Genomic DNA, 23,635 nt, shown 5'->3' on the forward strand with positions numbered 1-23,635 from the left:
TTGGAACTTTGTACAAACGTTTGCGCTAATGTATGCAGTGGTGTTAACTAATCATATTAGGAGGTTCAACATGTCAGATATCAAAGCCTGCCTGTTCGATCTGGACGGTGTTCTCGTGGACACTGCCCGGTATCACTATATTGCCTGGAGGGAGCTGGCCGAAGAGCTTGGATTTGTCTTCACAGAGCAGGATAACGAGCGGCTCAAGGGGGTCAGCCGGGCCGCTTCGCTGAATATTCTGCTGGAGATCGGCGGCATCACACTTGGTGAAGACGAGAAAGCCCGGCTGGCCGAGCAGAAGAATAACCGCTATGTCGAGTATATCGCCAAGATGGACAGCTCGGAGATTCTGCCCGGCGCCCTGGACTTTCTGCAGGAATGCCGGACCGCCGGCATCAAGGTAGCCCTCGGCTCCGCCAGCAAGAACGCCATGACCATCCTGAACAATACCGGCCTGACCCCATACTTCGATGCCATTATCGACGGCACGCATACCAGCGCGGCCAAGCCTGACCCGGAGGTCTTCCTGCTCGGGGCGCAGGCGCTGGACACCGCTCCCGCACACTGCGTCGTCTTCGAGGATGCCGCTGCCGGTATCCTGGCCGCTTCCCGTGCCGGTATGCGCAGCGTGGGCATAGGCTCACCCGAGACGCTAGCCGAAGCGACGCTAGTTGTCCCTTCCCTGCGGCAGCTCACTGTTGCCACGCTGAAGGAATCTTTTGCCACTGTATGACGAATAGTAACAGAGCCTGAGCCTAGCCGTGAGCCCTTCCGCTCCAGCGGCATCTCTAGTCCGCCGGACAGCCTAACTGTACTTTGTACAACTATATTGCCAATTTATCCCCCGGTTATCGGCTTAGTTGTACTTTGTACAATTATGCTATCAGTTTTAAGCTGATATGACCTTTTAGGGCAGATTTAGATGTACAGACTACAGTTATACGACTCAAGTCCCTCTAATCGCAACTTTTTAATGCACAGAATACAACTAACTCTAAGTCTGAACCTCTGAGCTTCGCTCATGGTGCAGAAAACATCCACTGCTCTATACACTTATCAGTTCAGTTCATCAGTTCAGTTCATTAATCAAAATCATCAGCAGATCATCAGTCAGAGCGAATGCTGCACTTGCATCTTCTACCCTACCATCAGTAAAAGAACTGAAGGTAGTTATTAAACTCATGGGGATGAAGCTGCGGAGTGAAAGTTTGGAGCTGTAGGAGCGTTAGCGACCGCCTGAAAGCTTTCCGTAGGAAAGCTCGCATCGGAAGCATATGCTTGAATCAGATTTCATCCGCTGAGAACCACTTCAATAAAGAAATCTGATTATAACAGCGGCCGGAAGCCCAAACCTTTCGTGCAGCGGCGATGTAGTCCCAATAATTTTATTACGAGGTTCAGTTCATTTCCCATCCCCCCTTAAAGGAGCCAAAATCATGAAACAATACTTAACAATCAACGAATGGTCCATTATCGAAGAGTCCTTTGATCCGCAGACCCAGGAAATATCCGAAAGCGTATTTAGTATCGGGAACGGATACATGGGCGGCAGAGCCAACTTCGAGGAGCAGTACAGCGGACACAGCCTGCAAGGCAGCTACATGGCCGGGGTCTATTACCCTGACAAGACACGGGTCGGCTGGTGGAAGAACGGGTACCCGGAGTATTTTGCCAAAGTGCTGAACAGCACCAACTGGATCGGAATTAACATCGAGCTGGACGGAACCCCGCTGGATCTGGCTACCTGCACAGTTACAGAGTTCCGCCGCGTACTCAATATGAAGGAAGGCACGCTCTCACGCAGCTTCACCGCAACCACCCAGGATGGCAAAATCGTTAAGGTAGAGAGCATCCGGATCGTCAGCATGGTCCGTCAGGAGATCGGGGCGATCCGCTATTCGCTCACTCCGCTCAATTTTGCAGGGAATATTACCGTAACCCCCTACCTGGACGGCGATATCAAGAACAAGGACTCCAACTATGACGAGAAGTTCTGGAACGAAGTGGAGAAGAAGGCAGGACCAGAAGGCGGACATTTGACCCTGAAGACCAAAAAGCTTGATTTCCATGTCACCTCCGCCTTCGTCTTCGACATTCTGCTGAATGGGGAGCCGGTTGCGGCCGAAGCAGAGGTGCTGGAGCAGGACAAATATGTGGGCAGTACAGTGAATGTTCCGGTACAATCCGGCGAACAGCTGGTTATTTATAAGTATGCTGCGAATGTTACCTCTCGCAATTACGGGCTGGGACAGCTCGTGGATGCCGCCGGGGCGGCACTGCAAAGTGCGCGGGAGGCGGGGTTTGTGGCGCTTTTGACCGAACAGGCTGCGGCTTGGGGCGACAAGTGGAAAGAGAGCGACATTATTATTGAGGGCGATGTGTCGGCGCAGCAGGCGATCCGGTTCAATATTTTCCAGCTGAATCAGACGTATACGGGCGAGGATGACCGGCTCAACATCGGACCGAAGGGCTTCACTGGGGAAAAATACGGCGGCAGCACCTACTGGGATACGGAAGCTTATTGTGTGCCGTTCTATCTCAGTACCGCCGACTCCGCGATTGCCCGCAATCTGCTGATCTACCGCTACAAGCACCTGGAGAAGGCCAAGGAGAACGCCCGTAAGCTCGGCTACCGCAAAGGCGCGCTCTACCCGATGGTCACGATGAACGGTGAGGAGTGCCACAACGAGTGGGAGATTACATTCGAGGAGATTCACCGCAACGGCGCGATTGCCTATGCCATCTATAACTATGTGAATTATACCGGCGACAAGGCTTATCTGGGCCAATACGGCCTGGAGGTGCTGGTGGAGATTGCGCGCTTCTGGGAGGAGCGTGTGAACTATGTGGCGCATAAGGACAAATACGTGATGCTGGGCGTCACCGGCCCGAATGAATACGAGAATAACGTCAATAACAACTGGTACACGAACCGGATGGCCGCCTGGACGATGGAATACACGCTTGAGGCTCTGGCCTATGTGCAGGAGAATGAGGGTTCGCGTTACGCTGAGCTGGCCGACAAGCTGGAGCTACTGGAGAGCGAAACGGCCAAGTGGAGTGAGATTATCGCCAAAATGTACTATCCGGCTGACGAGGAACGCGGCATCTTCCTCCAGCAGGACGGCTTCCTTGACAAGGAGATCATTCAGGTCAAGGATGTGCTGCCGGAGAACCTGCCGCTGAACCAGAAATGGTCATGGGACCGGATTCTGCGCTCGTGCTTCATCAAGCAGGCAGATGTGCTTCAGGGACTTTACTTCCTCGGCGACCGCTATGATCTGGACACCAAGAAGCGCAACTTCGACTTTTACGAGCCGATCACCGTGCATGAATCCTCTCTCTCCCCTTGCATCCATTCCATTCTGGCCAGTGAGCTGGGCTACAAGGAGAAGGCGTATGAGATGTACCTGCGGACCTCACGCCTGGATCTCGACAATTACAATAACGATACGGAGGACGGCTGCCATACAACCAGCATGGCGGGTACATGGATGTCCGTTGTTCATGGCTTCGGCGGACTTCGCGTGCTGAACGACCGGCTGGTTCTGAACCCGTCTAACCCGGGACACTGGACCTCCTATTCGTTCAAAATCATGTTCCGCGGCTCCCGGCTAAAAGTGACCGTGACCGATGCACAGGTTACCGTCAGCAACGAAACCGAGGTTCCAGCCTCCCTCACCATTCACGGCAAGGAGTATACGGTGAACGGACTAGGCACTGTCAGTGCCGGGGGCGCTTCTGTCACGGTGTAAGCTTATCAGCCCCGAAGATGCATGGCTTCTTCGGGAATTTTTTTAATAAGAGCTCCACTAATTCTGCCAAATCATCAATGACTGCATCCGCTTCGGCCACTGTGACAAACTGTTGATTCCGTTTCCAGACGGCCTTCATTCCCGCTTCGCGGCTTGCCCGAATATCGTTATCCGGATGATCGCCAACAAAAAGAGCATTGCCCGCGTCTACACCTAATCTTGTTAATGCACGATGAAAGATGGCCGGATCTGGTTTACGGAGTCCCTCCCATTCAGAGATAAGCACCTCATCGAATAAATGCCCGATGTTCAAGGCCTTGAAATTATCGTATTGAAATTGACCATAACCGTTCGAGATTAACGCAATCTTCAGATCATGATTCTTCAGTTCAGTAAGCATACTTAATAAATTCGGGAAACCTGTACAGTGTTGCTGGAAGTTGTATAAGTAATCATCCAATAGCAAGCTCCAGTCCAGCTTCGAGATAGAGAACTCTTGTAAGATCTGTTGATACACTTTGTCCTTCCATAGGTAGCCATGATTATCAAGTTCGATAAAGCGCTGAACAAACAGCTCTTGATCAACAATCTGAAGCTCCGGGTAACGCCTGTATTGATCTTGTACGAACTTTAACAGGGATGTATCCCGGTCTAGCAATGTTCCATCCAAATCAAAAAGAACCGCTTGAATTGTCAATCCAATCCCTCCATTCCCTTGCAACCTATAAACCTAATATACCATGGTAATGGAGCTACATTTATGTAAAGAACCTTTTGGAAAGAAGCCGTAGTCTACCAGATCTGCCCGCGCTACACCGAGATTAATATGCAGCAGGCTGGCTGATCCGGACTCGGTATTTTATTATTATCAGGAATTGATTCGTCTGCGTAAGCAGCATCCCATTATGGTCTATGCCGATTATGAGCTGCTGTTGCCGGAGCATGAATATATCTATGCCTATACCCGCACCCTGGAAGGTGAAAAGTGGCTAATCCTAGAGCCTGCCGGATCGGGTAGTCTAACGAATGCTGACAAACCCCTTCAAATATGACATCATAGGTGGATAGGACGCAGGCGGAACCCTGTCATTAATGAGCAGAGAATAACAGGAACATCTGTTCGGTGTTATGATAGGATGATATCAGAAGGAGATGGGGAGCTTGGAATGGCTGATCCGAATGAAGCATGCACTGGACTATATGGAGCTGAACATGACTGAAACTTTGCGTATCGAGGAAGTGGCTGAGGTAGCTTATGTCTCACCGTTCCACTTCCAGCGCATGTTCAGCATGCTGACCGGCTTCTCCGTAGCCGACTATATCCGCAAGCGCAGACTGACGCTGGCCGCCCAGGAGCTGGCCGTATCCAAGATCCGTGTACTGGATGTGGCGCTGAAATACGGATATGACTCGCCGGAGTCCTTCGCCAAGGCGTTCCGCAAAGCCCATGGGATTACCCCTTCAGCAGCGCGTAAGTCTGGCGTCCAGCTCAAAGCCTTTCCCCGAATCTCGTTCCACCTATCATTGAAGGGAGATCAGGACATGGACTACAAAATCGTGGATAAACCAGCTTTTACCGTCATCGGCAAATCAATAGAGGTAACTACCCGGGACGGGGAGAATCTCCGGAGAATCCCGCAGTTCTGGGACGAATGCAATGAGGACGGCACTTCCGATAAGCTGATCGAGCTTGCGTCTTCCCGCGAATGGCTTGGCATCTGCACGGATATGGATATGAAAAAGGAACAGCTTACCTACTGGATCGGGGTGGAAGGAACGCCGGAGACAGATGCACAAGGGTATGAGACCACTGTCGTTCCGGCCGCCAGTTGGGCCGTCTTCCGCTCTGAGGGGGCGCTGCCGGGCGCGATTCAGACGGTCTGGCAGCGGATCTACCAGGAATGGTTCCCGGGAACCGGCTATGAGCATACCGGCGGACCTGAGATTGAGCTATACCCGCCCGGCGATACGTCAGCTGAGGATTATGTGTGTGAAGTATGGATTCCGGTGATGAAGAAATAAGAATCAAGGCTGGATGTAGTATCCTGGAACAGCTTCGCTGTCTGCATGGGCGGTGGAGCTGTTTTTTTTGTTTTGAGATTCTTCCCAAGCTTGGTATAATAAACAGATTATAGTTTTCTTAATCTAGTGTATTCTCATCCGAGATCGGTGAAGGAGATATTCATGTCTATTGTAAAAATCTTTTCAGACAGCACTTCCGATTTGCCGCAAGGCTGGAAGGACACATATGATATCGGCATTGTGCCGTTATATGTTGTTTTTGGAGATGGTACCTTCAAGGACGGGGTCGAAATCACCCCTGAAGAGGTCTATCGCCGGGTTGCTGCGGGCGGTGCCCTGCCTAAGACTGCTGCGCCTTCCCCTGCTGATTTCATCGCCGCGTTCCAGCCGGTAATCAGCAGCGGCCATGATATTGTCTATATCAGTCTGTCCTCTTCTTTATCTTCTACATATCAGAATGCACTCCTGGCAGCGGGTGAATTCCCGCAGGGCCGGGTGCATGTCGTCGATTCTGAAACCTTATGCGGCGGAATCGCGTTGCTGGTCATGAAGGCTGCACGTGCCGCAGCCGCAGGCGAGAGCGCTGCCAACATCGCAGCAATGATCACCGAAGCCCGTAACCGGGTAGAATCGGAATTCGTGGTCGATACGCTGGACTACTTATACATGGGCGGCCGCTGTTCTGGGATGCAGAACTTTATCGGCAGCCTGCTGAAGATCCGTCCGGTTCTCCGGCTGGTGGACGGAGCCATTGTCCCCGTTGCCCGCATCCGCGGCAAGAAGGAGAAGGCCGTGGAGCAGATGCTCCACCATGCGCTGGCGAATGCCGCCGATATGGACAAGGAGCTGCTCATTATTGCCCATACACTGGCAGAAGAGGATGCCAAAATTCTGGAGACCGCGCTGCGCGCGCAGACTGATGTTGAGGAGATCGCCGTCATTCATGCCGGCTGCGTCATCGGGAGTCACTGCGGACCTGCTACGGTAGGTCTGATGTATATGCGCTAGAGCGGGTGGGCCCCGCAGCTGGCATCAGGTCAGGTAGTGTTTTCGATTACATTTGGCCCACTTGCCTAACGATTTTGCAATGTGATCGGTTTTTCGATTACATTTGATCCACTCGCCTCACGATTGCGTAATGTGATCGGTTTTTCGATTACATTTGGCCCACGCACCACCGTACCCCCTATTGTGGTCGGTTTTTCGATTACATTTGGACTACGCGCCTGCGTGCCACCCATTGTGGTCGGTTTTTCGATTACATTCTGCCAACAAGAAACAGCAGGCCCTTCGAGGGGACCTGCTGTTTTTCTTGTGTATGCGATTGAATTAAGTTGTTGTACCGGGATATAACGGGATCAGCGGACCCTCAACAGCATCGGCAACCAGCGTGTAGAATTGAGGGAATCCCGGGTGCTCGGCACTCTTGATTTCTTCGAAGGTACGGATATATAACCCTTGCGAAGCGACAGAGGTCAGGATATCCCCCAGCGTCCAGCTCCGCACCAGCACTTGTTCTAGGCCGGAGCGCTCCTCTTCAGGAAGCAGCTTGGCGAACGCTACTTCACTTTCTCTAAGCGTATCGTCAAAATAATTGCCGGTGGGATGCTGAAGCGTCTTCGTGGTCAGCCATGCCCTGGCGAACGGGTGGAAGTCGGTTAGCAGGAGTCGTCCGTCTGCCTTCAGCCGTCTGCGGACCAAGGCAAACACCGCATTCAAATCAGTGAAATAATGTAAAATACCAAACTCCATCAGCACTACATCGAACGTTCCCAAAGCATCTTCTTCGGGGATATTCATGACGTCTGCACAGATGTAATCCAGCTTCACCCCCGCTGCCTCTGCTACTTCGCAGGCATATAAACGGTTCTCTTCAGAAATATCCACAACGGTGACCTCTGCTCCCAGCAAAGCGAAGCAAATGGCCTTCCTGCCGTGAGATCCAAGCAGATTCAGCACCTTCAAGCCTGACGGATCGCCCGTGTACTTGAGCCAATACCGCAGCGTATGTGCGGGATCCTGCTGCAGCTGCACTGCAAGCTCCTCAGGTGAACCATGGTACTGCGTCCAGGCCTGATAGGCTTTTGTCTCCCAAGCCGTCTTATTCGTACGTGACATCTGCTCTTGCATGTTACTCCCCCTTGTAAGAAGAATTTGGAAATGGCACTTTCTGATTTTACTACAATCCGGTTATAATGCAACAAGCTGAAATCTAATGGTTTACGCTACCCATGCGTTAAAGTCGATATAACGAACAGAAATAACCCGCCCCACTGTATCTTGGGGAACGGGTTGTCTGGCTTGAGAGTTGAGAATACAGGTGATTGTCCTCGATATACGAGAACACAAGTGAGCGTCAGCCCCCGGCTCCGGTTAACCCTCAGGAGAGTAACTCCGGCTCCAGCTCCGCCTCTTCCTTCATAAAAGGCAGCATGAACCGGAAGATCGATCCCCGGTCCTCCTCGCTCTCCACGAAGATCGTTCCGCCCATCAGCTCCACGAGCTGCTTACAGATGGCAAGTCCCAGTCCGGTTCCGCCGTATTTGCGGTTAATGGACGGATGCAGCTGGGAGAAGGACTGGAAGAGCAGATTCAACTTGCTGTCGGCAATGCCTACACCGGTATCACGGACCGAGAACTCCAGCAGATATTCCGGTGAGGCAGGCAGCGGGATGTTCTTGACTGACAAGGTGACACTGCCCCGATCGGTGAATTTCAGCGCGTTGCCGACCAGATTGACGATAATCTGGCGCAGCCGGCTCGGATCGGTCGTGACGATGTCCGGCACACTGGTATCTGCCCACCAGCGCAAAGAGAGCTTCTTCTCCTCCGCCTTTGGAGTGAACAGATCAATAATGCCCTCCAGCATCTCCCGCAGATCGAAGCGTTCGGATTGCAGCGGCATCTTGCCCGCCTCCATCTTGCTGAAATCAAGGATGTCATTGAGAATCTGCAGCAGGCTGTAGCTGCTGCTGCGCAGAATCTCGGCATAGCTGCGCTGCTCCTCCCCAAGCTCGGTCTCCAGCAGCAGGTCGGCCATACCGATCATTCCGTTCATCGGCGTACGGATCTCATGGCTCATCATTGCCAGGAAATCCGACTTGGCCTGTGCGGCCCGCTCTGCCGATTCCTTGGCGCGGAGAATCTCCCGCTCGTTCGTAATATCGCTGAAGGAAATAACCACACCGCAGATCATCCCTCTGTCCAGCAGCGGAGCGATCCGGTAATTCACGAAGAAGCTGGTCCCATCCTTGCGCCAGAACACTTCATCCGCCTTGCTGCGGGTAACTCCGTCTTGCAGGGTAAGCGTGATGGGACACTCCAGCAGAGAATGGAGGGGCGCGCCTCCATGCATGTAATGGATTATCTCCATCATCGGCAGCCCGGTCAGCTCTGACGGCTCGTAGCCCAGCATCTCTGCCCCTTCACGGTTAATGAAGATGGTCCGGCCGAGGTTGTCCAGGCCGAAGATTCCGGCAGAGACGGAGTTCAGAATGAGGCTAAGCCGTTTGTCCTCGGCCATCTCGAACACGAATTCGGCCTGCGGCAGCTCCTCGTCATCCTTCGCGGCGGCCACTTCATCCGCATACGCAGAACACTCGTCTCCTGCCTGCACATTCCGCTCAGCACCTGCCGCAAGGCTGCTGCTCATGCTCACCCAGCTATGCAGCAGACTGGACAGGGGCTGGTTCCCCGGATCATGGAGGATAGCGAATACACCGGCAATGCCTTCGTCTGTGTGAAGCGGCACATAGCGTACCGTAACCCCTGAACCGCAAGCACTTCCCGTTCCCTTGGCACTTCCAGAACTCCCAGCACTCTCAGTACTTCCAGCACCAGCACTTACCACATTTCCAGCACTGGTACTTCCCGCACTTCCAGCACCATAATTCCCCCCAGACTCAGCACCGCCGGCCCCTCTCCCCGTCTCTTCATGTCCTTCCGAGTCTTCCACGGCCAGCTCGAAGCTCGATGTGATCCCGGCCAGGGCAGCTGCAAAATGAGCCTCACCGGGCGGATGCATCCGGCAATCGTTCAGTCCGCCTGCCTCTTCGGCACTTAACATCCGGTTACTGTCCCTGTACCTTCCCTGCCTGTCCAGCACAATGATGAGGTCCGGATGATGATCGAACAACGCCCTATAAGCACTTTCACCAGACAGCGCGTTGTCCAGAATAGAAGCCCAGTCCTTAAGCATAGCCCACCTCCTCCGCTGCTCCTTCAACCCTGCTATCGTTAGCGTCCGAAGACTGCAGAAACGCTCTGATTATGTAGAACTCTCTGAATTAGTTCCTATTATAGCAAAAAAAACGTTAGCGGTCGCCAGAAAAACATAGCACTAACCAGGCTGTACAAAAACAAAAACAGTGCAAATCCTTCAGGAGGACCGCACTGTCTGCTGCATTTCTAAGAGTGGACCGGCTTCGATTCCGGCAGCCTCAGCTTATATCCTGATGCTCGATCTTGCGGATGGAGAGGTAGGCAATCGCCATACCGGCCAAGGCAAGCGTGATCGAAATCCCGAACACATCCCCCATGCGGAAGCCGCCGAAGCTGTTGCCGGAGGATATCAGCGAGACGATCAACACAGCGGAAACAATCGTGGCCGTTACGGATTTGCGGCGCATTCCGAAGTATAACGGAATCAGCCCGATGCCTGCCGCGTATAGCGCATCCGTCCCCGCGCTGAGCAGGTGAGTAGTAATCAGCTCCCGGGTCAATGTCTCCTGAATAACATTCGGGAACACATACAAGCTTCCTGCTAGAAGGCTGCTGATGGCAATATCCGACAGCAAAATGCCGAAGAAGGTAAACAAAAAGACAATGATCAACTTGGCGGCCATGAGCATTTTGCGCGGTACCGGGTACGTGAACAACACAGTAATCGTATTGTTTTTGTATTCGTCGATGACCAGCTTGCTAAGCAACACAGAGGCGAAGACGATATAAGTCGCTTTTACAAATATGAATACTCCTTGAAAAATCTCGCCATAAGTATCGAATTCCCCATCATCCATCCCTGTAAAAATCAGCAAGATCATAGCAGTAAGAATGGCCAGATCCGCAATCAGCACACCCTTAAGAAAAGTGAATTTACTCTTGCGCAGCTCCAGCCGGATTAACTTAAACATGGTTGACGCCCCCCATCAGTTCCACAAAATGATCCTCCAGCGAATGATGCTTCTTGCTCATACTCTCCAGCTCCACCTCTGCTGCGGACAGGGCCCGGCTCAGCTCTAGCTGCGGGATGTCTTCATAGACACGAATGGTCCGCGGGTCAAGCACCTTGTAATTGCGGAGACCCAGCTTCCCCTCCAGGACGAAGACGGCCTTCGTGCACTCGCTGGTCACCAGCTCGATATACTGGGTTTGCTGGCTCCGGATCGTATCCATTGCCACCTGCTCCACCAGCACTCCTTCACGGATTACGCCGATCGTGTCGGCAATCTGTTCGATTTCACCCAGAATGTGGCTGGAGATCAGTAGGGTCATGCCATAATCACGGCTCAGCATACGGAACACCTCGCGCAGCTCCTTGATTCCAAGCGGGTCCAGCCCGTTAATCGGTTCATCAAGAATCAGCAGCTCCGGCTTGGTCATGACCGCTCTGGCAATGCCCAGCCGCTGCTTCATCCCCAGGGAGAAATTCTTCACCGGTTTGCTGTCCACGGCTCTCAGCTTCACTAATTCGAGCGCTTCCTCTATCGCATTGGCATCATAAAAGCCCATATACTCCCCATGCAGCGCCAGATTCTCGCGGGCACTCAGCTTGTCGTAGAACACCGGGTATTCAATAATGCTGCCCATGCGCTTAAGCATGTCGTAAGAGCGGTGGGTCATCTTCTCCCCGGCAAATTCAATCTCGCCCGCCGTCGGCTTCACCAGATTCGTGATCATTTTCATCACCGTTGTTTTGCCGGCGCCGTTCGGTCCCAGGAACCCGTAAATTTCACCCTGCTTAATCTCCATATTCACACTGCTAACAATTTCCTTATCCTCATAGACCTTGGTCAGATCCCATGTCCGGAGTATCGTTGTCATTTTCCGTTATCCCCTTTAGCATCGTCTTGTTCTTCCTGGTATTTATTCTACAGGGCGGAATTTGCTTTTTTCTTACTGAAATCTTACTTAATTCTTAAGAAGCTTCAGAAGGACTGTCTGGGAAAAGAGAGCGTAAATGCCGTACGCACATTCGGCTGGCTGCTCAGGGAAATAGTCCCGTTCATCTGCTCGGTCAGCCGCTTCGTAATCGTCAGTCCCAGGCCGCTGCCCTGATAGTCGCGGTTACGCGAATCCTCCAGGGTGTACAGCCGCTCGAACACCTTATCCTCGTGGCCTTCGGCGATGCCTTTGCCCCGGTCCCACACTTCTATGCAGACCCGTCCGGCGTCCGGGTACAGCTTGAGTCCCAGCACTCCCCCTGCATTACCGTAGGTAATCGCGTTGGAGAGCAGATTCGTCAGAATCCGGTCCAGTGCCTCATCGTTGCCCATGATATGAAGCGGCTCTTCCGGGATCTCGATCTGCACATCCGTGCCGCTCTCACTAAGCAGATCATAGAAGGATAGAATATTCCGGCGGCAGACCTCGCCCAGCTCTACCCGCGAGAGCGGGATATCCCGGTCCCCCGACTCCAGCTTCGCCAGATCAAAGAACCGGTTCATCAGCACAATGACCTCACCAGCCTTGGTATGAATCGTCCGCAGCATCCGTTCCTGCTCTTCCTTGGATATCGCCTCATCATGCAGCAGCGTCTCAATATAGCCCAGCACCACCGTCAGGGGCGTCTTCAGATCATGCGACACATTCGCCAGCATTCCGCGCATGGATTGCTCCAGCTTACTCCGCTTAGCCGCTCCCTGATGGTTAACATCCAGCAGCCGGTTCAGGTCGGTCAGCAGCTGCTGCACCTGCGGACTGCTGCTCATCAGCAGCAGCCGCTCATGCGATCCGCCTTCTATAATGCTCTCCAGCTTATAGTGAATGTAGTCCAACTGGCGGGCATGCTGCCGTGATTTCAAGAACTGTAACGTAGTGACCACAAGCAACAGTACAAGCAGAACCAGCAACAGAATGATCACAGCAGCACATCCCCCAGCTTGTAGCCGATCCCCCACAGCGTTTTGATATACTCCGGATGGGAGGGATCATCCTCAATTTTCTCGCGCAATCTGCGCATATGTACATTAATTACATTCTCATCGCCATAATAATCCTCTTCCCAGACTTGGCTGTAGATCTGCGCCTTGGTGAATACCCGGCCCGGACTGCTCACGAACAGCTTCAGGATGTGGAACTCCTTGGCGGTCAGCTTCAGCTCTTGTCCGTTCTTCCGCACGGAGAAATTATCCAGGTCCACGCTCAGCCCGCGCAGCTCTATTCCCTTCGGCTTCTCCGGCTGTGTCTCTCCGCCATCCTGGGCTCCGCTCCCGGCAGCAGCCTGGCTTCCAGATGCAGCATACCCCGCCCGGCGGATCGCCGCCTTCACACGGGCCGCCAGTTCAATCATCGAGAACGGCTTGGTAATATAATCATCCGCGCCGAAGCCCAGCCCCAGCGCCTTGTCCACATCGCTGTCCTTTGCCGACATAATCAGCACCGGCACAAGGCTGCCGCTGCGGATCATCTGCAGCACATCCGTGCCGCTGCGCTTCGGCAGCATCAAATCCAGCAATACCAGATCGTAAGTAAGGCCGCCCAGGAACTTGCTCACTGCCATGTCCCCGTCATATGCGATCTCCACCTCATAGCCCTCTTTGGTCAGATAAGAATGGACCATTTCGCTGATCGCTTCATCATCCTCGATCAGCAGCACCCTCTGTTGCATAATGAACCTCCCGTACTCCTATTTGACGCCGCCTGTAGCAGCAGGCAGCACTAAAAAACTAACACCGGCCTCTACAAGCCCGATTATATAAATCTGCTACGAGCCAAAATCGCTGATTTCGATGGCAATACCGTTCAACATATCTTTTACAAGTGACTGATTCACCTTAGAATTCATGATTGGATGGAGCTTTGTTAAAGTATACCAATGCTGCGGACGCGATTCTACTAAAAAGAGAGCTATCGGAGGACTGGCGTTACAACAGTGACCCAGTATTGCATGCAACAAAGCAGCGGCTCTCTTGTAACGGGAGAAGCGCTGCTTTGTTTTTCCAGATCATCTGCTGTATTCGTTTATTATTCCTTAGTCAAAATAATATCGAGGGGATCAACAAGCAAGCCCTCTTTAACTTTAAATTTACAATTGATTTCGATCCTCTTCTGATGCTTGGCGTCCCAATAGATGAATACATCGTATTCCCCATCCGGAAAATCAGCACCGAAAACCCCGTTTTTCAACTCAACCGTTTTGATATAATCCATACCGTCAAGACCACTGCCTAATTCAATATAGCCGTCCGGCAGCGCGGTCCCATCTTCATATTTCAAAGTACCGGTGACATTATTCGCCGGCAAATGAATTACAAGCTCACGCGGATCTGACTGTCCATCCAGCACCGAAAACCTGTAATACGGGAATTTGGCATTGTAGCTGGAGTACATTTCTTCTGCTAAAAGACGTACACGGTATGCGCCATCCGGCAGATAGAAATCAAACATACCCTTCTTAATAGTGGCCGAATATAGAAGCGGTGAAGCAGTACCCACCTCTTCGATTATTAATACTCCACCAGCGTATGGAGTTCCGTCCTCATTATATATCTTGCCTGATATTGCTAAAGGTACTTTAATATCAATCGGCCCGGCGGCAGGTTCACCGTTAACAATTTTGATCTGCGTGCGCAAATCTATAGTTCTTGCCTCGTCAGTGTTTAACGCCCCAATGTTATAATCGCCATCCGGTAAATAAAGATCAAACTTACCTGCAACCACAGGGACCCTGTAAATTCCGTAATTCTGAGCATTCATTTCTCTAATTTCCAGCCATCCGTCGTCAATCGGGGAGCCATCCACGAAGCTAATGTTTCCTTCAATTTTTGGAGGCAATTTTATATCCAGATTGCTCTTGCCGTCAATGACCTCAAATAAATAATTAATTCTTAATTGATTGTTGGTTTCACCATAGATTAACATTTCTACGTTATAATGACCGTCAGGTAAATAAAAATTAAAGTTGCCTGCTTGGATTTCGGCACTATACCAGCCAAGCGGCCCGCTGTCCAGGCGCTGTACAATTATTTCTCCATTCTCAACTACAGTCCCGTCCGAATACTGTATCGTACCTGACTGCTGCTCAGGAATGAGAATATGCACTTCTCTATCTGCCTTGCCATTCATAACGTAAAACATATAGTAGAGTGAAATGATCTCTTGTGTAGTTGTGGAACGCAGCGAGTAAATCTTGTACGGCCCATCCGGCAAATCTATTGAGAATTCCCCGTTCGTCAGTGCAGCGGTGTAAATCATATGATCGCTATCCCGTTCTAAGTACAAGATACCTGAATCAGCAGCCTTCCCGTCTGCACGCTCAATGAAACCTTTTACAACCCCATGATTTACAATGGGCGGTGTAGGTGCAACCGTTGACCCAGGTGTTACTATGGGTGTTACTACCGGCCACGAGGATGGGGATGGGGATGGCGACGGTGAATTCACCGCTGTGGGTACTACTGTAGCTGTTGGTATTGGCGTTGCTACTGGTGTTGGCGTTGCCGTTGGTATTGGTGTCGGTGTCGGCGTTGCCGTTGGTACTGGCGTTGCTATTGGTGTCGGCGTTGCCGTCGGTTCTGGCGTTGCTATTGGTGTCGGTGCCGCCGTTGGCGCCGGAGTTTCTACCGTACTGCCACCTCCGCCAGCTCCTCCCCCTCCGCCGCCAACTAGTACAGCCGCTGTTGGGGCCGCCGAAGACGCAGCAACCGTTAGATCAGAACCGGCTATATTTACTTTCACATCTGCCGGAACATCTGTGCCGATCGTAAGTTTACCTGGAGCATTCTCCATCGTAATGCCCGAAGCGTTGACAACCGCATTCCCGATGTTGCCTTTACCTGATATTTGTATACCGGCGTTCATTGTCATGGACTTGATATTGCTGCTATTGGACAATTTATTACTGCCCGCTGTTTTATCAACATTGACTGTCTCGATAGTGCCCCCGCTGAGTTCGATGTTAAGGCGTGATGCAAGAATATTCACAGCCTTGAAGCTGCCGGTCAACAGAATGCGGGCATCCGCTGGAATTTCAGGAGATAACGTGAGAGTGCTGATCTCAGCTCCGGTGAGGGATTCAACGGCAGCAGCGGACTGAATCTGAAGGTTATGGATTTGGGTCTTTCCTTCAGCGACCACTCTTAGACTGCCATCTTCCTTGTCAACACGTACAGAGCCCAGTGTGGAATCGGCAAGATGAATACTGTTCACCCCGCCGCCTTCAATCGCGGTATTGCCTTTTACTGTTACATTCTGGAGCCGCACATCGCCTTCAGCTATGCCTTCTCCTAGCAGCAGATTTCCAGTGATATTCATATTACGGAGTGTGATACCCGGCACGCTGACCACTACATCACTGTCTACTTCCGACATTCCTGACAACGGACCATATATACCTGGTGTTTCATAGATGATTACATATTCATCGGAATCTGCATTTAGCAAGGATAGCGCCCTGTCCAAAATGGCTACTGTCTCTGCCCGGGTTGCATAAGCGAGGGGCCGAAAGTTCCCATCACCGGAACCCGTCATAATACCTTGTTCGCTTACAGCCCCGATAGCACCTTTGCTCCAATCCGGACTCTTAGTCATATCACCGAACTCAGGAGCCGCAGCCGGTGCTGTCAGCTTGAGCAACTTGCTAATGATAACAGCCAGTTCCTGACGGTTGATCTTCTGATCAGGCTTAAAGGTCCCATCCTCGTAGCCTTGAATGTAACCTGCTGCATTAGCCTGCAAAATACTTGAATAATACCATTTACTGCTGGAGATATCGCTAAAATTAGCTTTTTTCGTTTCAGTGAATCCAAAAGCCCTATTAATCAAAACCGTTAATTCGGCCCGAGTCACCAGGTTATTCGGCTTAAATTCACCATCCGGGTAGCCGGAGATCAGACCTTGATCCATCCACCTGCTGATTTGATCCTTCGCCCAGTTTCCTGCCAGATCCGGCGCATTACCCGCAAAAGCTGCGCCTGCCGGCAATATCGCAAGACATATGGCGAGTGCTCCAGCGATTACTTTTTTTCTTACACTTCTTTTAATAAACAAACTGATTCCCCCGACAATGTAGTTATAAAAGCATACAAATTATAAATCCCCTTGCTCTATCTAATCCTTAAGCCCTATTAATCCGTTAAAATTATATCATGATCCTAGTAAAAGATTGGTATATTTCCGGATTTTATTTTCTAACCAGGAAAGTGAAAAAAACCTCCTAATGACTGATTTATCATCCAGTCTATGGAATCTATGAACCTGACAGGCTGTCGTCCAGTTTCTCATATTATAATGAGTTATAGAATCTCGTATTCAATCTGACAGAAAAGGCGGAATGATCATGGCAGCCAAAACCAATAAGCAGCTCATTCTTGAATTTGAATCGTTCATCACCTATATTCAATCGCTGGACCGCTTGGAAGATGCAGACTGGGAGGCTCCGCTGCAGGCCGGGAAATGGTCCCTGAAGGATGTCCTCTGCCACATCATGCTGTGGGACAAATACTTTTATGAAGAGGCCCTGGTCAAAATCCAAGAGGGCCTGCCGCTGACAGCCGCACATCTCGACTTCAATGCATTCAATGCCAATGCGGTTCTATACGCCAGAACTGTGACCCGGCAGGAAGCCATCCGGCAATTCGTCCTGTACCGGACCAAGATTACCGGGCTAGCGGCCTCTTTCAGCGATGCGGCGCTGGAACAGAATCATCCTGATGGGGACGGCAAGAAATTCAACATCCGCAGGTATCTGAGAGATTTCATCTCCCACGACAAGCATCACATGAAGCAGATAGACAAGTATGCAGCATCAGTTGCGGTCCCTAAATCATAAAACTGCGGCCCCGTCTGTCCACTGAAATCTGGATAGATGGGGCCGCAGCTTTTTAACCTACTTGTGGACAGAAACTAAGCTTCCTGATTCCTGATCACAATATCGAACTTCTCATGATACGGATGCATGAATAATTCATACTGAATTCTGCGCTGTTCATGGGACTTCATTAAGTATCCGATATCCGTGCCCCGCTCAGCCACATCCCGGATTCCCCTGCGCCTCAGCTCGCTCTCCCCATCCGTATGCAGGTATACTTTGAGGTCATACAGCCTATTGCCCGGCAACATACCTCTCCACTTCAAGAGAAGCCAGCAGCAGCGGCGCTACCCCCATAGGTACATCTGATACAACGGCTTCGGAAATGTAGTAATCGTAGGAGCCGTTGCGGTCCTTGCTGAGCCCTGCCCCGTGGCAAATCTTATCCAGATGAACACCTTGTTCGTCTTCGGTAACCAGATGCTTAAGGATTCCCTCGTAGCCTCGAAGCATCGCTGCCTTGAAGGAAGGCTCCAGATAACGCAGCCGCAGGGCTTTGGCCATCGCATAGACGAACATGCAGGAGCCTGTCGCTTCAAGGTAGTTGCCCTTGCGTCCCGCCTGATCCAGCACCTGATACCAGAGGCCGCTCTCCTGATCCTGCACCTCAACCAGCGCACCGCACATCCGCTGAAAAATCCCCATCACCGTACCCCGCTGCGGATGGGTGAGCGGGAAGTGCTCCAGGCAGTCCACGGCAGCCATCGCATACCAGCCCATCGCCCGGCTCCAGAAATGAGCGGACAATCCGGTGGACGAGTCCGCCCACTCCTGCTCCCCGGATTCATCCCAGCCGTGATAGAACAGGCCGGTACGCGGATCACGGGTTCTGCGTTCAATCAGCAGCAGCTGACGGGCGGCTTCATCGATCAGCTCCGGACGCCCGAAGACCGCCCCGTATTCGGCCAGGAACGGCGAAGCCATATATAATCCGTCCAACCACATCTGGAAGGGATATATTTTCTTATGCCAGAAGCCGCCTTCGGAGGTCCGTGGCTGTCCGATGAGCTGCGCTGCCAGCAGATGGGCGGCTTCCGCGTAGCGCTGCTCGCCCGTCTGACGGTACAGCCAGAACAGATTCTTACCCTGATTGATCTGATCCAGGTTATATTCCTCCAGCGAATAGGAGCGGATGGCCCCGTCCTCCCCGATGAAGCTGTCCATATGCCGCTGCATGAACGAGAGGTACTCAGGCTCGCTATGCTGCATCCCGGCCCGGGCCACTGACATCAGCAGCATACCGGGAACATATGCCCAGCGCTCCATTACATACTCGTGCTCCCCTTGTTCATTGCATTGACCGATGAAGGTATCCGCAATTCTGCGGGATAAGCCTGTGCTTACTGCTTCTGATATAGACATCTCTATTCCTCCTGTCGTTTGCGCTACCTGTTACCCTACTCCTGCGGACCGGCAAGCTGCTTAAGCAGCCACGCATACGCCGGTTCCCCATGAATCTCATGACCCCCTGTGAAAAAATCCGCCGCAAGCCGCCCGTCATGGCCCTCTGCCGCATAAATCAGCTCCAGCCGGTCCAAGGCTTGTCTCGCGCCAGCAGGACCAAACAGATGGTCTGTGTCCCCCGCCTCCAGGAACAGCCCGCGCGGTGCAATCAGACCCAGCAGGTCCGGCATCTCCGCTTCCAGCAGAATGCCCGGAATATAATTGTCCAGACAATGATGCCGGGTGAGAATGCTGGCTTCGAACGTATTGGCGTAGCCGCTGACCACCGCACTGCTGATCCGTTCATCCAGTGCAGCCGTGAAGCCCGCCACCAGCCCGCCGCCGGAGATGCCCATAATGCCGATCCGCTCATCGTCCACCTCTTCCCGCTGCTGCAGATAATCCAGCGCCCGCATCGTCTCATAGATGCGGCAGCCTGCCATCGTCTGCCCTGTCATCAGCAGCGCCGCGGACAGGCGGAAGCAGGAATTACGTCCAGGCTCGCCGCTGGCAAGATCCTCAGCCAGACGCCTGTCTCCGAAACCGAGTACCTCGGGAGCCGCAACGACGAAGCCTTGCTTCACCAGGGAGACGGCAAAATCCTTATGCAGACCCGGGTCCCCCGTCCGCTCCGACCCGTCCGGGTTCAAGCCGGTGATCTCGCGGCTGCCGTAGCCATGCCCGTGAATAGCCAGCACAGCCGGGCAGGGCGAGGACAGCGGCTGCTCCGGGAGCAGAAGATACATGGCCATTCGCAGTCCTTCATAGGTGGTAATCTCGACCCGTTCGCGGATATACCCGGGACAGACTGTCCGCTCCAGCTGTACCGGTTCAAGCGCCGCCCTCTGAGCAGGGAATCCGCCCAGCCGCTCTATGAATCCTGCGGCAAGGGATTCCCGCCATTGTCCGAATGGAAGCTCTGCCCTGAAGGCAGAGCTGCGCGGTGCAGAAGCCGTCAGTTGATTGATATATTGTTCAAGTGATTCCATCAGGGAAATCCTCCAATCCTGAATGCCTGGGTCCGGGTGTACCACGGTCCAAGTGATTAATAGCCCTCGGGATGCCAGCCGTCCAGCACAGACAGGATCCGGTACTGTGCAGCTTCCTCCGCAGTTAACTGGCGAGACCACGCCACCCGGCCTTCGGGGCAAGCGCCCGGGCCGCTGCTGCCGTACTCTTCATAGCGGCTGGACTGCTCCCGGTCCGGCTGCCCCCAGTTATGCCAGCCTTCTCCGGTCACCGATCCGTCCATCACCGTGCGGATGAAGGCGACATGCGCGTAAGGGCGCCAAGGGCGTCCGAGATAGACCTCACTTACCCCTTCGCCGCCGGTAATCCGGCAATCCAGGAACACATAACCGAAGGCGGCTCCCTCCGGCGTTGAAGCCGCTGTGATATACCCTCTGGAGCGCTTGTTATGGAGATGGCAGCGGTCAAACAACGCGGTGGCCGGGCCAAAAATATAATCCACATCCCCCTCAATGTAGCAATCATCATAATATTGCCGCCCCGGCCCGGTATATAGAGTATCCTGGTCCCCTAACAGACGTACACGCCGGAACACAGCCTGCCCGGCATCCACGAACGCCGCGACTGCCTGTCCTGTTCCCGGGCCGGAGGTGTTGCGGATGGTCAGATTCTCGGCAGTGAAGCCTTCTGCGAACACATTAAGCGTTCCGGTGCGGAAGGTACGCAGCGGTTCACCGTCCGCGCCGAGCGTATGGGCATTATCATTCCACGAGATAATCGTGGAATGCTGATCCTCTCCCAGCAGCAGGATGGGCGGGGCTTCGCGGACAACCGTAACCTTTTCCTCATAGATCCCGGGCTTAATCCGTATGGTTACGGCTTGCATCTCCCCCGGCGGAATGGAATCCAGCGCCTCCTGCAAACTGCTGAATCCTTCTCCGGCATTCTTCGAGACTATCATTAACATTGAACGGCTCCTTTCACAGCAACCTGAATGTATTCTATAATAACCGTAACAGCTTCCAGGAGAAGAGGAGATGTATGAACAGCGTATCTGGCCCTAATCCCAAATATTATCTTGAAGACGGACGCTTCAGCATCCAGCATATGAAGCGCAAAGGCATCACTGCCATGCCGCGCCCCCACAGCCATGAATGGACGGAGCTGTATTATCTGACGGACGGGGAGCGTGTATATTTCGTGGACGACCGGGTGGTTACGGTTCACAAAGGCGAGCTGATTCTGATTCCCGGCCGCGAGCTCCATTCCACGGCCAGCTCTGAGAAGGCTGAGTTCGAGCGGATTCTGATCAACTATGACCCGCTGTTGCTGCCCCCGGTGCTGAGGGACGAGCAGCAGTGGTTCCAGAGCCGCCGCTACCGCTTGTTCAGGCTGACCCTGCGCGAGCAGAATGAAGCGGAGTCCCTGCTGAACCGCATGCTGGAGGAATCCCGCCTCCGGCGGCCCTTGTACGAAGCCTGTGTCACCGCGCTATTGACTGAGCTGATGATTCTGCTCCAGCGTTCGGAGAGCACGGCCCAGTCCGGCGGGACCCGCCATCCGCTGCACCATCTGGTAACCGATGTCGCCACCTATATCCGTGCCCATTACCGGGAAGCGCTTACGCTGGAAGAGACCGCCAAGGACTTTTTCATCAGTCCGTCCTATTTGAGCCGGGTATTTCATCGCCTGACCGGCTTTCATTTCCGGGAATATATCGTCCATATCCGGGTCCGCGAGGCCCAGCGCCTGCTGGCCGGTACCCCCGCCAGAATCCAGGAGATTGCCGGGGCAGTCGGCTTCGAGCATCTGTCCCATTTCAATAAAACTTTCAAGAAATCAACCGGCCTGACCCCGCTCCAGTACCGCAAGGAAGCGGGGGCACTGCCTACACCGGAGTCTGGAGGGTAGTATCCGTTCCGCCCCGTACCTCTGCTTAATGCTCTGTGATGGCCAGCTCTCCTGAACGGACAAGCTCAACATCACTGCACTTATGCATCTGTACCTGCGCCTCCTCCTGCGTCTGCAGCCTGATCCGGTCCAGCTTCAGACCTGCGGCATGGCGCAGGATGATTCCCCGCTTGCTTATGGCGCTGAAATTCTCCACCGTAAGCGCAGCAAGCGGCATTTCCGGCAGCCCGTTCACCAGCAGCGCGGTTGCCGCCCCGTGGCAGGCCATATTCCGCAGCGTAATGTTACGGAACTGCGGAGTCTCCTCCGTGACCGGGACCTCCTGCTCATCATAGCCCTCAGACCCCTCAACCCCGGCATAGAACAGGTGGAAGGAGACCGCTTCATGGACGATGCCTGACATCTGTATATTTTCTACCCGGATATCCTCTACTACGCCGCCTCTTCCCCGGGTACTCTTGAAGCGCAGCCCGATGTCCGTACCCATGAACACGCAGTCGTTCACCCGGACCGCATGTACACCGCCCGACATTTCACTGCCGATCACTACCCCGCCATGCCCGTGATAGACCGTACAATGGCGGATCGTAATGTATCGGCAAGCTCTTCCTGCCCGGCGGCCCTCCTCATCCTTGCCCGATTTCAGACAGATGGCATCGTCGCCTACATCGAACCCGCAGTGCTCGACCAGCGCATGTGTACAGGACTCCAGATCCAGGCCATCCCCGTTCTGGGAGTACCACGGATTGCGCACTTGAATATGTCTGATCGTAACCTGCTCACAGCCCATGGGGTGCAGACACCAGGCAGGAGAATTCTGAAAGGTCGGCCCCTCCAGCAGCACTCTACGGCAATTCCGCAGGCTCAGCAGCGCTGGACGCAGATACGCACGGGCAGGGAGGTAGGCTTCCATTGCTGTCTCGCCTTTTTTCTTCAGGCTCAGATAACAGGCTTCTCCCGCAAGCGCTTCCTTGGAAGGCCACCAGATCTCGCCCTGTTCATCCAAGGCCCCCCCGGAGGCAAGCAGGCTATTCCACTCCAGTTCCGTCCGCTTGAAGCGCTTTACCGGACGCCAGGCCTCACCGCTGCCATCGAAGATGCCTTCACCGGTAATGGCTACATCGCTCAGATCCTCTCCGTCCAGCGGAGCCTGGCACCGCCAGCCGGCTGTCCCTTCGTAATGGGAGAACAGCAGGGGATACCGCGAATAGTCGGATTCAAAGCATACCAGTGCCCCCCGCTCGGCACACAGATTGATCCGGCTGTGCAGCGTCAGCGGCCCGGTACGCCAGATTCCAGGCGGGATGATCACCGTTCCTCCTCCCGCAGCTGCGCAGGCATCCAGGGTATCCTGTATAGCAGATGTACAGAGCAGCCCTTCAGCTTCTGCCCCATAGTCTGTAATACGGAAGGTCCGCTGTGGAATCTGAGGAAGCTCCGGGATTGGATAAACTTCGGAATCATATTTATTATTCATCGTATTCCTCCATCTCTGTCTAATCAAGAT

18 protein-coding genes and 1 pseudogene are annotated in these 23,635 nt (G+C 53.2%); 6 read left to right on the forward strand and 13 right to left on the reverse strand.

All coding sequences use genetic code 11. From position 1 onward, the window contains the following. Positions 1-70 precede the first annotated feature (70 nt). Together pgmB and MHH78_RS26735 are read left to right on the forward strand one after the other, a co-directional pair. Positions 71-733, forward strand: coding sequence for a beta-phosphoglucomutase (gene pgmB, locus MHH78_RS26730; RefSeq protein ID WP_341169389.1), 663 nt, complete (start codon positions 71-73; stop codon positions 731-733). Positions 734-1,436: 703 nt separating this feature from the next. Further along, positions 1,437-3,755: a glycoside hydrolase family 65 protein gene (locus tag MHH78_RS26735; protein ID WP_341169390.1), complete on the forward strand. Its 2,319-nt coding sequence runs from the start codon at positions 1,437-1,439 to the stop codon at positions 3,753-3,755. Here the strand turns inward: MHH78_RS26735 and MHH78_RS26740 are convergent. Next, a complete protein-coding gene (locus tag MHH78_RS26740) occupies positions 3,745-4,452 on the reverse strand; it encodes an HAD family hydrolase (RefSeq protein ID WP_341169391.1) in 708 nt (235 codons plus the stop codon). The genes MHH78_RS26735 and MHH78_RS26740 overlap by 11 nt on opposite strands. A 464-nt stretch (positions 4,453-4,916) precedes the next feature. Between MHH78_RS26740 and MHH78_RS26745 the strand changes: the two genes are divergently transcribed. Both MHH78_RS26745 and MHH78_RS26750 read left to right on the forward strand, forming a co-directional pair. Next, complete coding sequence (locus MHH78_RS26745; protein ID WP_341169392.1) at positions 4,917-5,777, forward strand: AraC family transcriptional regulator; 861 nt, start codon at positions 4,917-4,919, stop codon at positions 5,775-5,777. 162 nt (positions 5,778-5,939) lie between these two features. Beyond that, positions 5,940-6,785 carry a DegV family protein gene (locus MHH78_RS26750; RefSeq protein WP_341169393.1) on the forward strand — a complete coding sequence of 282 codons (846 nt, stop codon included), beginning with the start codon at positions 5,940-5,942 and terminating at the stop codon, positions 6,783-6,785. Positions 6,786-7,106: 321 nt separating this feature from the next. Here MHH78_RS26750 and MHH78_RS26755 read toward each other — a convergent pair whose 3' ends face one another. From MHH78_RS26755 to MHH78_RS26785, 7 genes are all read right to left on the reverse strand, one after another. After that, positions 7,107-7,907: a class I SAM-dependent methyltransferase gene (locus MHH78_RS26755; protein ID WP_341169394.1), complete on the reverse strand. Its 801-nt coding sequence runs from the start codon at positions 7,905-7,907 to the stop codon at positions 7,107-7,109. A 250-nt stretch (positions 7,908-8,157) separates the two neighbouring features. Continuing rightward, complete coding sequence (locus MHH78_RS26760) at positions 8,158-9,975, reverse strand: ATP-binding protein (RefSeq protein ID WP_341169395.1); 1,818 nt, start codon at positions 9,973-9,975, stop codon at positions 8,158-8,160. A 241-nt stretch (positions 9,976-10,216) separates the two neighbouring features. Beyond that, positions 10,217-10,909 (reverse strand): ABC transporter permease, encoded by a 693-nt coding sequence (locus tag MHH78_RS26765; protein WP_341169396.1) that lies wholly within the window; start codon positions 10,907-10,909, stop codon positions 10,217-10,219. After that, positions 10,902-11,819, reverse strand: a complete 918-nt coding sequence (locus MHH78_RS26770; RefSeq protein WP_076079106.1) for an ABC transporter ATP-binding protein — start codon at positions 11,817-11,819, stop codon at positions 10,902-10,904. Before MHH78_RS26770 ends, MHH78_RS26765 begins: the two co-directional genes overlap by 8 nt. Before the next feature lie 104 nt (positions 11,820-11,923). After that, positions 11,924-12,859 (reverse strand): sensor histidine kinase, encoded by a 936-nt coding sequence (locus MHH78_RS26775; RefSeq protein ID WP_341169397.1) that lies wholly within the window; start codon positions 12,857-12,859, stop codon positions 11,924-11,926. Beyond that, entirely contained in the window at positions 12,856-13,605 is a 750-nt protein-coding gene (locus tag MHH78_RS26780) for a response regulator transcription factor (protein ID WP_341169398.1), read from the reverse strand. Before MHH78_RS26780 ends, MHH78_RS26775 begins: the two co-directional genes overlap by 4 nt. 356 nt (positions 13,606-13,961) lie before the next feature. Beyond that, a complete protein-coding gene (locus tag MHH78_RS26785; protein WP_341169399.1) occupies positions 13,962-16,985 on the reverse strand; it encodes an S-layer homology domain-containing protein in 3,024 nt (1,007 codons plus the stop codon). 289 nt (positions 16,986-17,274) lie between these two features. On the opposite strand from MHH78_RS26785, the gene MHH78_RS26790 reads away from it, so the two are divergent. Then, a complete protein-coding gene (locus MHH78_RS26790; protein WP_341169400.1) occupies positions 17,275-17,766 on the forward strand; it encodes a DinB family protein in 492 nt (163 codons plus the stop codon). A 74-nt stretch (positions 17,767-17,840) separates the two neighbouring features. Here MHH78_RS26790 and MHH78_RS26795 read toward each other — a convergent pair. The 4 genes and pseudogenes from MHH78_RS26795 to MHH78_RS26810 form a co-directional block, all read right to left on the reverse strand. Continuing rightward, positions 17,841-18,038, reverse strand: a pseudogene (locus MHH78_RS26795) (phosphoribulokinase); the annotation flags it as partial. Position 18,039: 1 nt separating this feature from the next. Further along, positions 18,040-19,167, reverse strand: coding sequence for a glycoside hydrolase family 88/105 protein (locus MHH78_RS26800; protein ID WP_341169401.1), 1,128 nt, complete (start codon positions 19,165-19,167; stop codon positions 18,040-18,042). A gap of 35 nt (positions 19,168-19,202) precedes the next feature. Continuing rightward, positions 19,203-20,237 (reverse strand): dienelactone hydrolase family protein, encoded by a 1,035-nt coding sequence (locus MHH78_RS26805; RefSeq protein WP_341169402.1) that lies wholly within the window; start codon positions 20,235-20,237, stop codon positions 19,203-19,205. A 56-nt stretch (positions 20,238-20,293) separates the two neighbouring features. Beyond that, positions 20,294-21,184, reverse strand: coding sequence for a pectinesterase family protein (locus tag MHH78_RS26810; protein ID WP_340954740.1), 891 nt, complete (start codon positions 21,182-21,184; stop codon positions 20,294-20,296). 74 nt (positions 21,185-21,258) lie between these two features. On the opposite strand from MHH78_RS26810, the gene MHH78_RS26815 reads away from it, so the two are divergent. After that, the gene (locus MHH78_RS26815; protein WP_341169403.1) at positions 21,259-22,128 is read left to right on the forward strand and encodes a helix-turn-helix domain-containing protein; all 870 of its coding nucleotides are present in this window, start codon (positions 21,259-21,261) and stop codon (positions 22,126-22,128) included. Positions 22,129-22,153: 25 nt separating this feature from the next. Here MHH78_RS26815 and MHH78_RS26820 read toward each other — a convergent pair whose 3' ends face one another. Further along, entirely contained in the window at positions 22,154-23,605 is a 1,452-nt protein-coding gene (locus tag MHH78_RS26820; RefSeq protein ID WP_341169404.1) for a glycoside hydrolase family 28 protein, read from the reverse strand. Positions 23,606-23,635: the final 30 nt, after the last annotated feature.

Source organism: Paenibacillus sp. FSL H3-0333 (assembly GCF_038002805.1).
Lineage (GTDB): Bacteria > Bacillota > Bacilli > Paenibacillales > Paenibacillaceae > Paenibacillus_AQ > Paenibacillus_AQ silagei.

What these genes read in the sequence shown, in the direction of transcription:
- MHH78_RS26805 (WP_341169402.1), bottom strand. Translation starts at nt 20,237, where the DNA reads ATGGAATCACTTGAACAATATATCAATCAACTGACGGCTTCTGCACCG.
- MHH78_RS26780 (WP_341169398.1), bottom strand. Translation starts at nt 13,605, where the DNA reads ATGCAACAGAGGGTGCTGCTGATCGAGGATGATGAAGCGATCAGCGAA.
- MHH78_RS26800 (WP_341169401.1), bottom strand. Translation starts at nt 19,167, where the DNA reads ATGTCTATATCAGAAGCAGTAAGCACAGGCTTATCCCGCAGAATTGCG.
- MHH78_RS26810 (WP_340954740.1), bottom strand. Translation starts at nt 21,184, where the DNA reads ATGTTAATGATAGTCTCGAAGAATGCCGGAGAAGGATTCAGCAGTTTG.
- pgmB (WP_341169389.1), top strand. Translation starts at nt 71, where the DNA reads ATGTCAGATATCAAAGCCTGCCTGTTCGATCTGGACGGTGTTCTCGTG.
- MHH78_RS26765 (WP_341169396.1), bottom strand. Translation starts at nt 10,909, where the DNA reads ATGTTTAAGTTAATCCGGCTGGAGCTGCGCAAGAGTAAATTCACTTTT.
- MHH78_RS26750 (WP_341169393.1), top strand. Translation starts at nt 5,940, where the DNA reads ATGTCTATTGTAAAAATCTTTTCAGACAGCACTTCCGATTTGCCGCAA.
- MHH78_RS26770 (WP_076079106.1), bottom strand. Translation starts at nt 11,819, where the DNA reads ATGACAACGATACTCCGGACATGGGATCTGACCAAGGTCTATGAGGAT.
- MHH78_RS26735 (WP_341169390.1), top strand. Translation starts at nt 1,437, where the DNA reads ATGAAACAATACTTAACAATCAACGAATGGTCCATTATCGAAGAGTCC.
- MHH78_RS26760 (WP_341169395.1), bottom strand. Translation starts at nt 9,975, where the DNA reads ATGCTTAAGGACTGGGCTTCTATTCTGGACAACGCGCTGTCTGGTGAA.
- MHH78_RS26790 (WP_341169400.1), top strand. Translation starts at nt 17,275, where the DNA reads ATGGCAGCCAAAACCAATAAGCAGCTCATTCTTGAATTTGAATCGTTC.
- MHH78_RS26815 (WP_341169403.1), top strand. Translation starts at nt 21,259, where the DNA reads ATGAACAGCGTATCTGGCCCTAATCCCAAATATTATCTTGAAGACGGA.
- MHH78_RS26755 (WP_341169394.1), bottom strand. Translation starts at nt 7,907, where the DNA reads ATGCAAGAGCAGATGTCACGTACGAATAAGACGGCTTGGGAGACAAAA.
- MHH78_RS26820 (WP_341169404.1), bottom strand. Translation starts at nt 23,605, where the DNA reads ATGAATAATAAATATGATTCCGAAGTTTATCCAATCCCGGAGCTTCCT.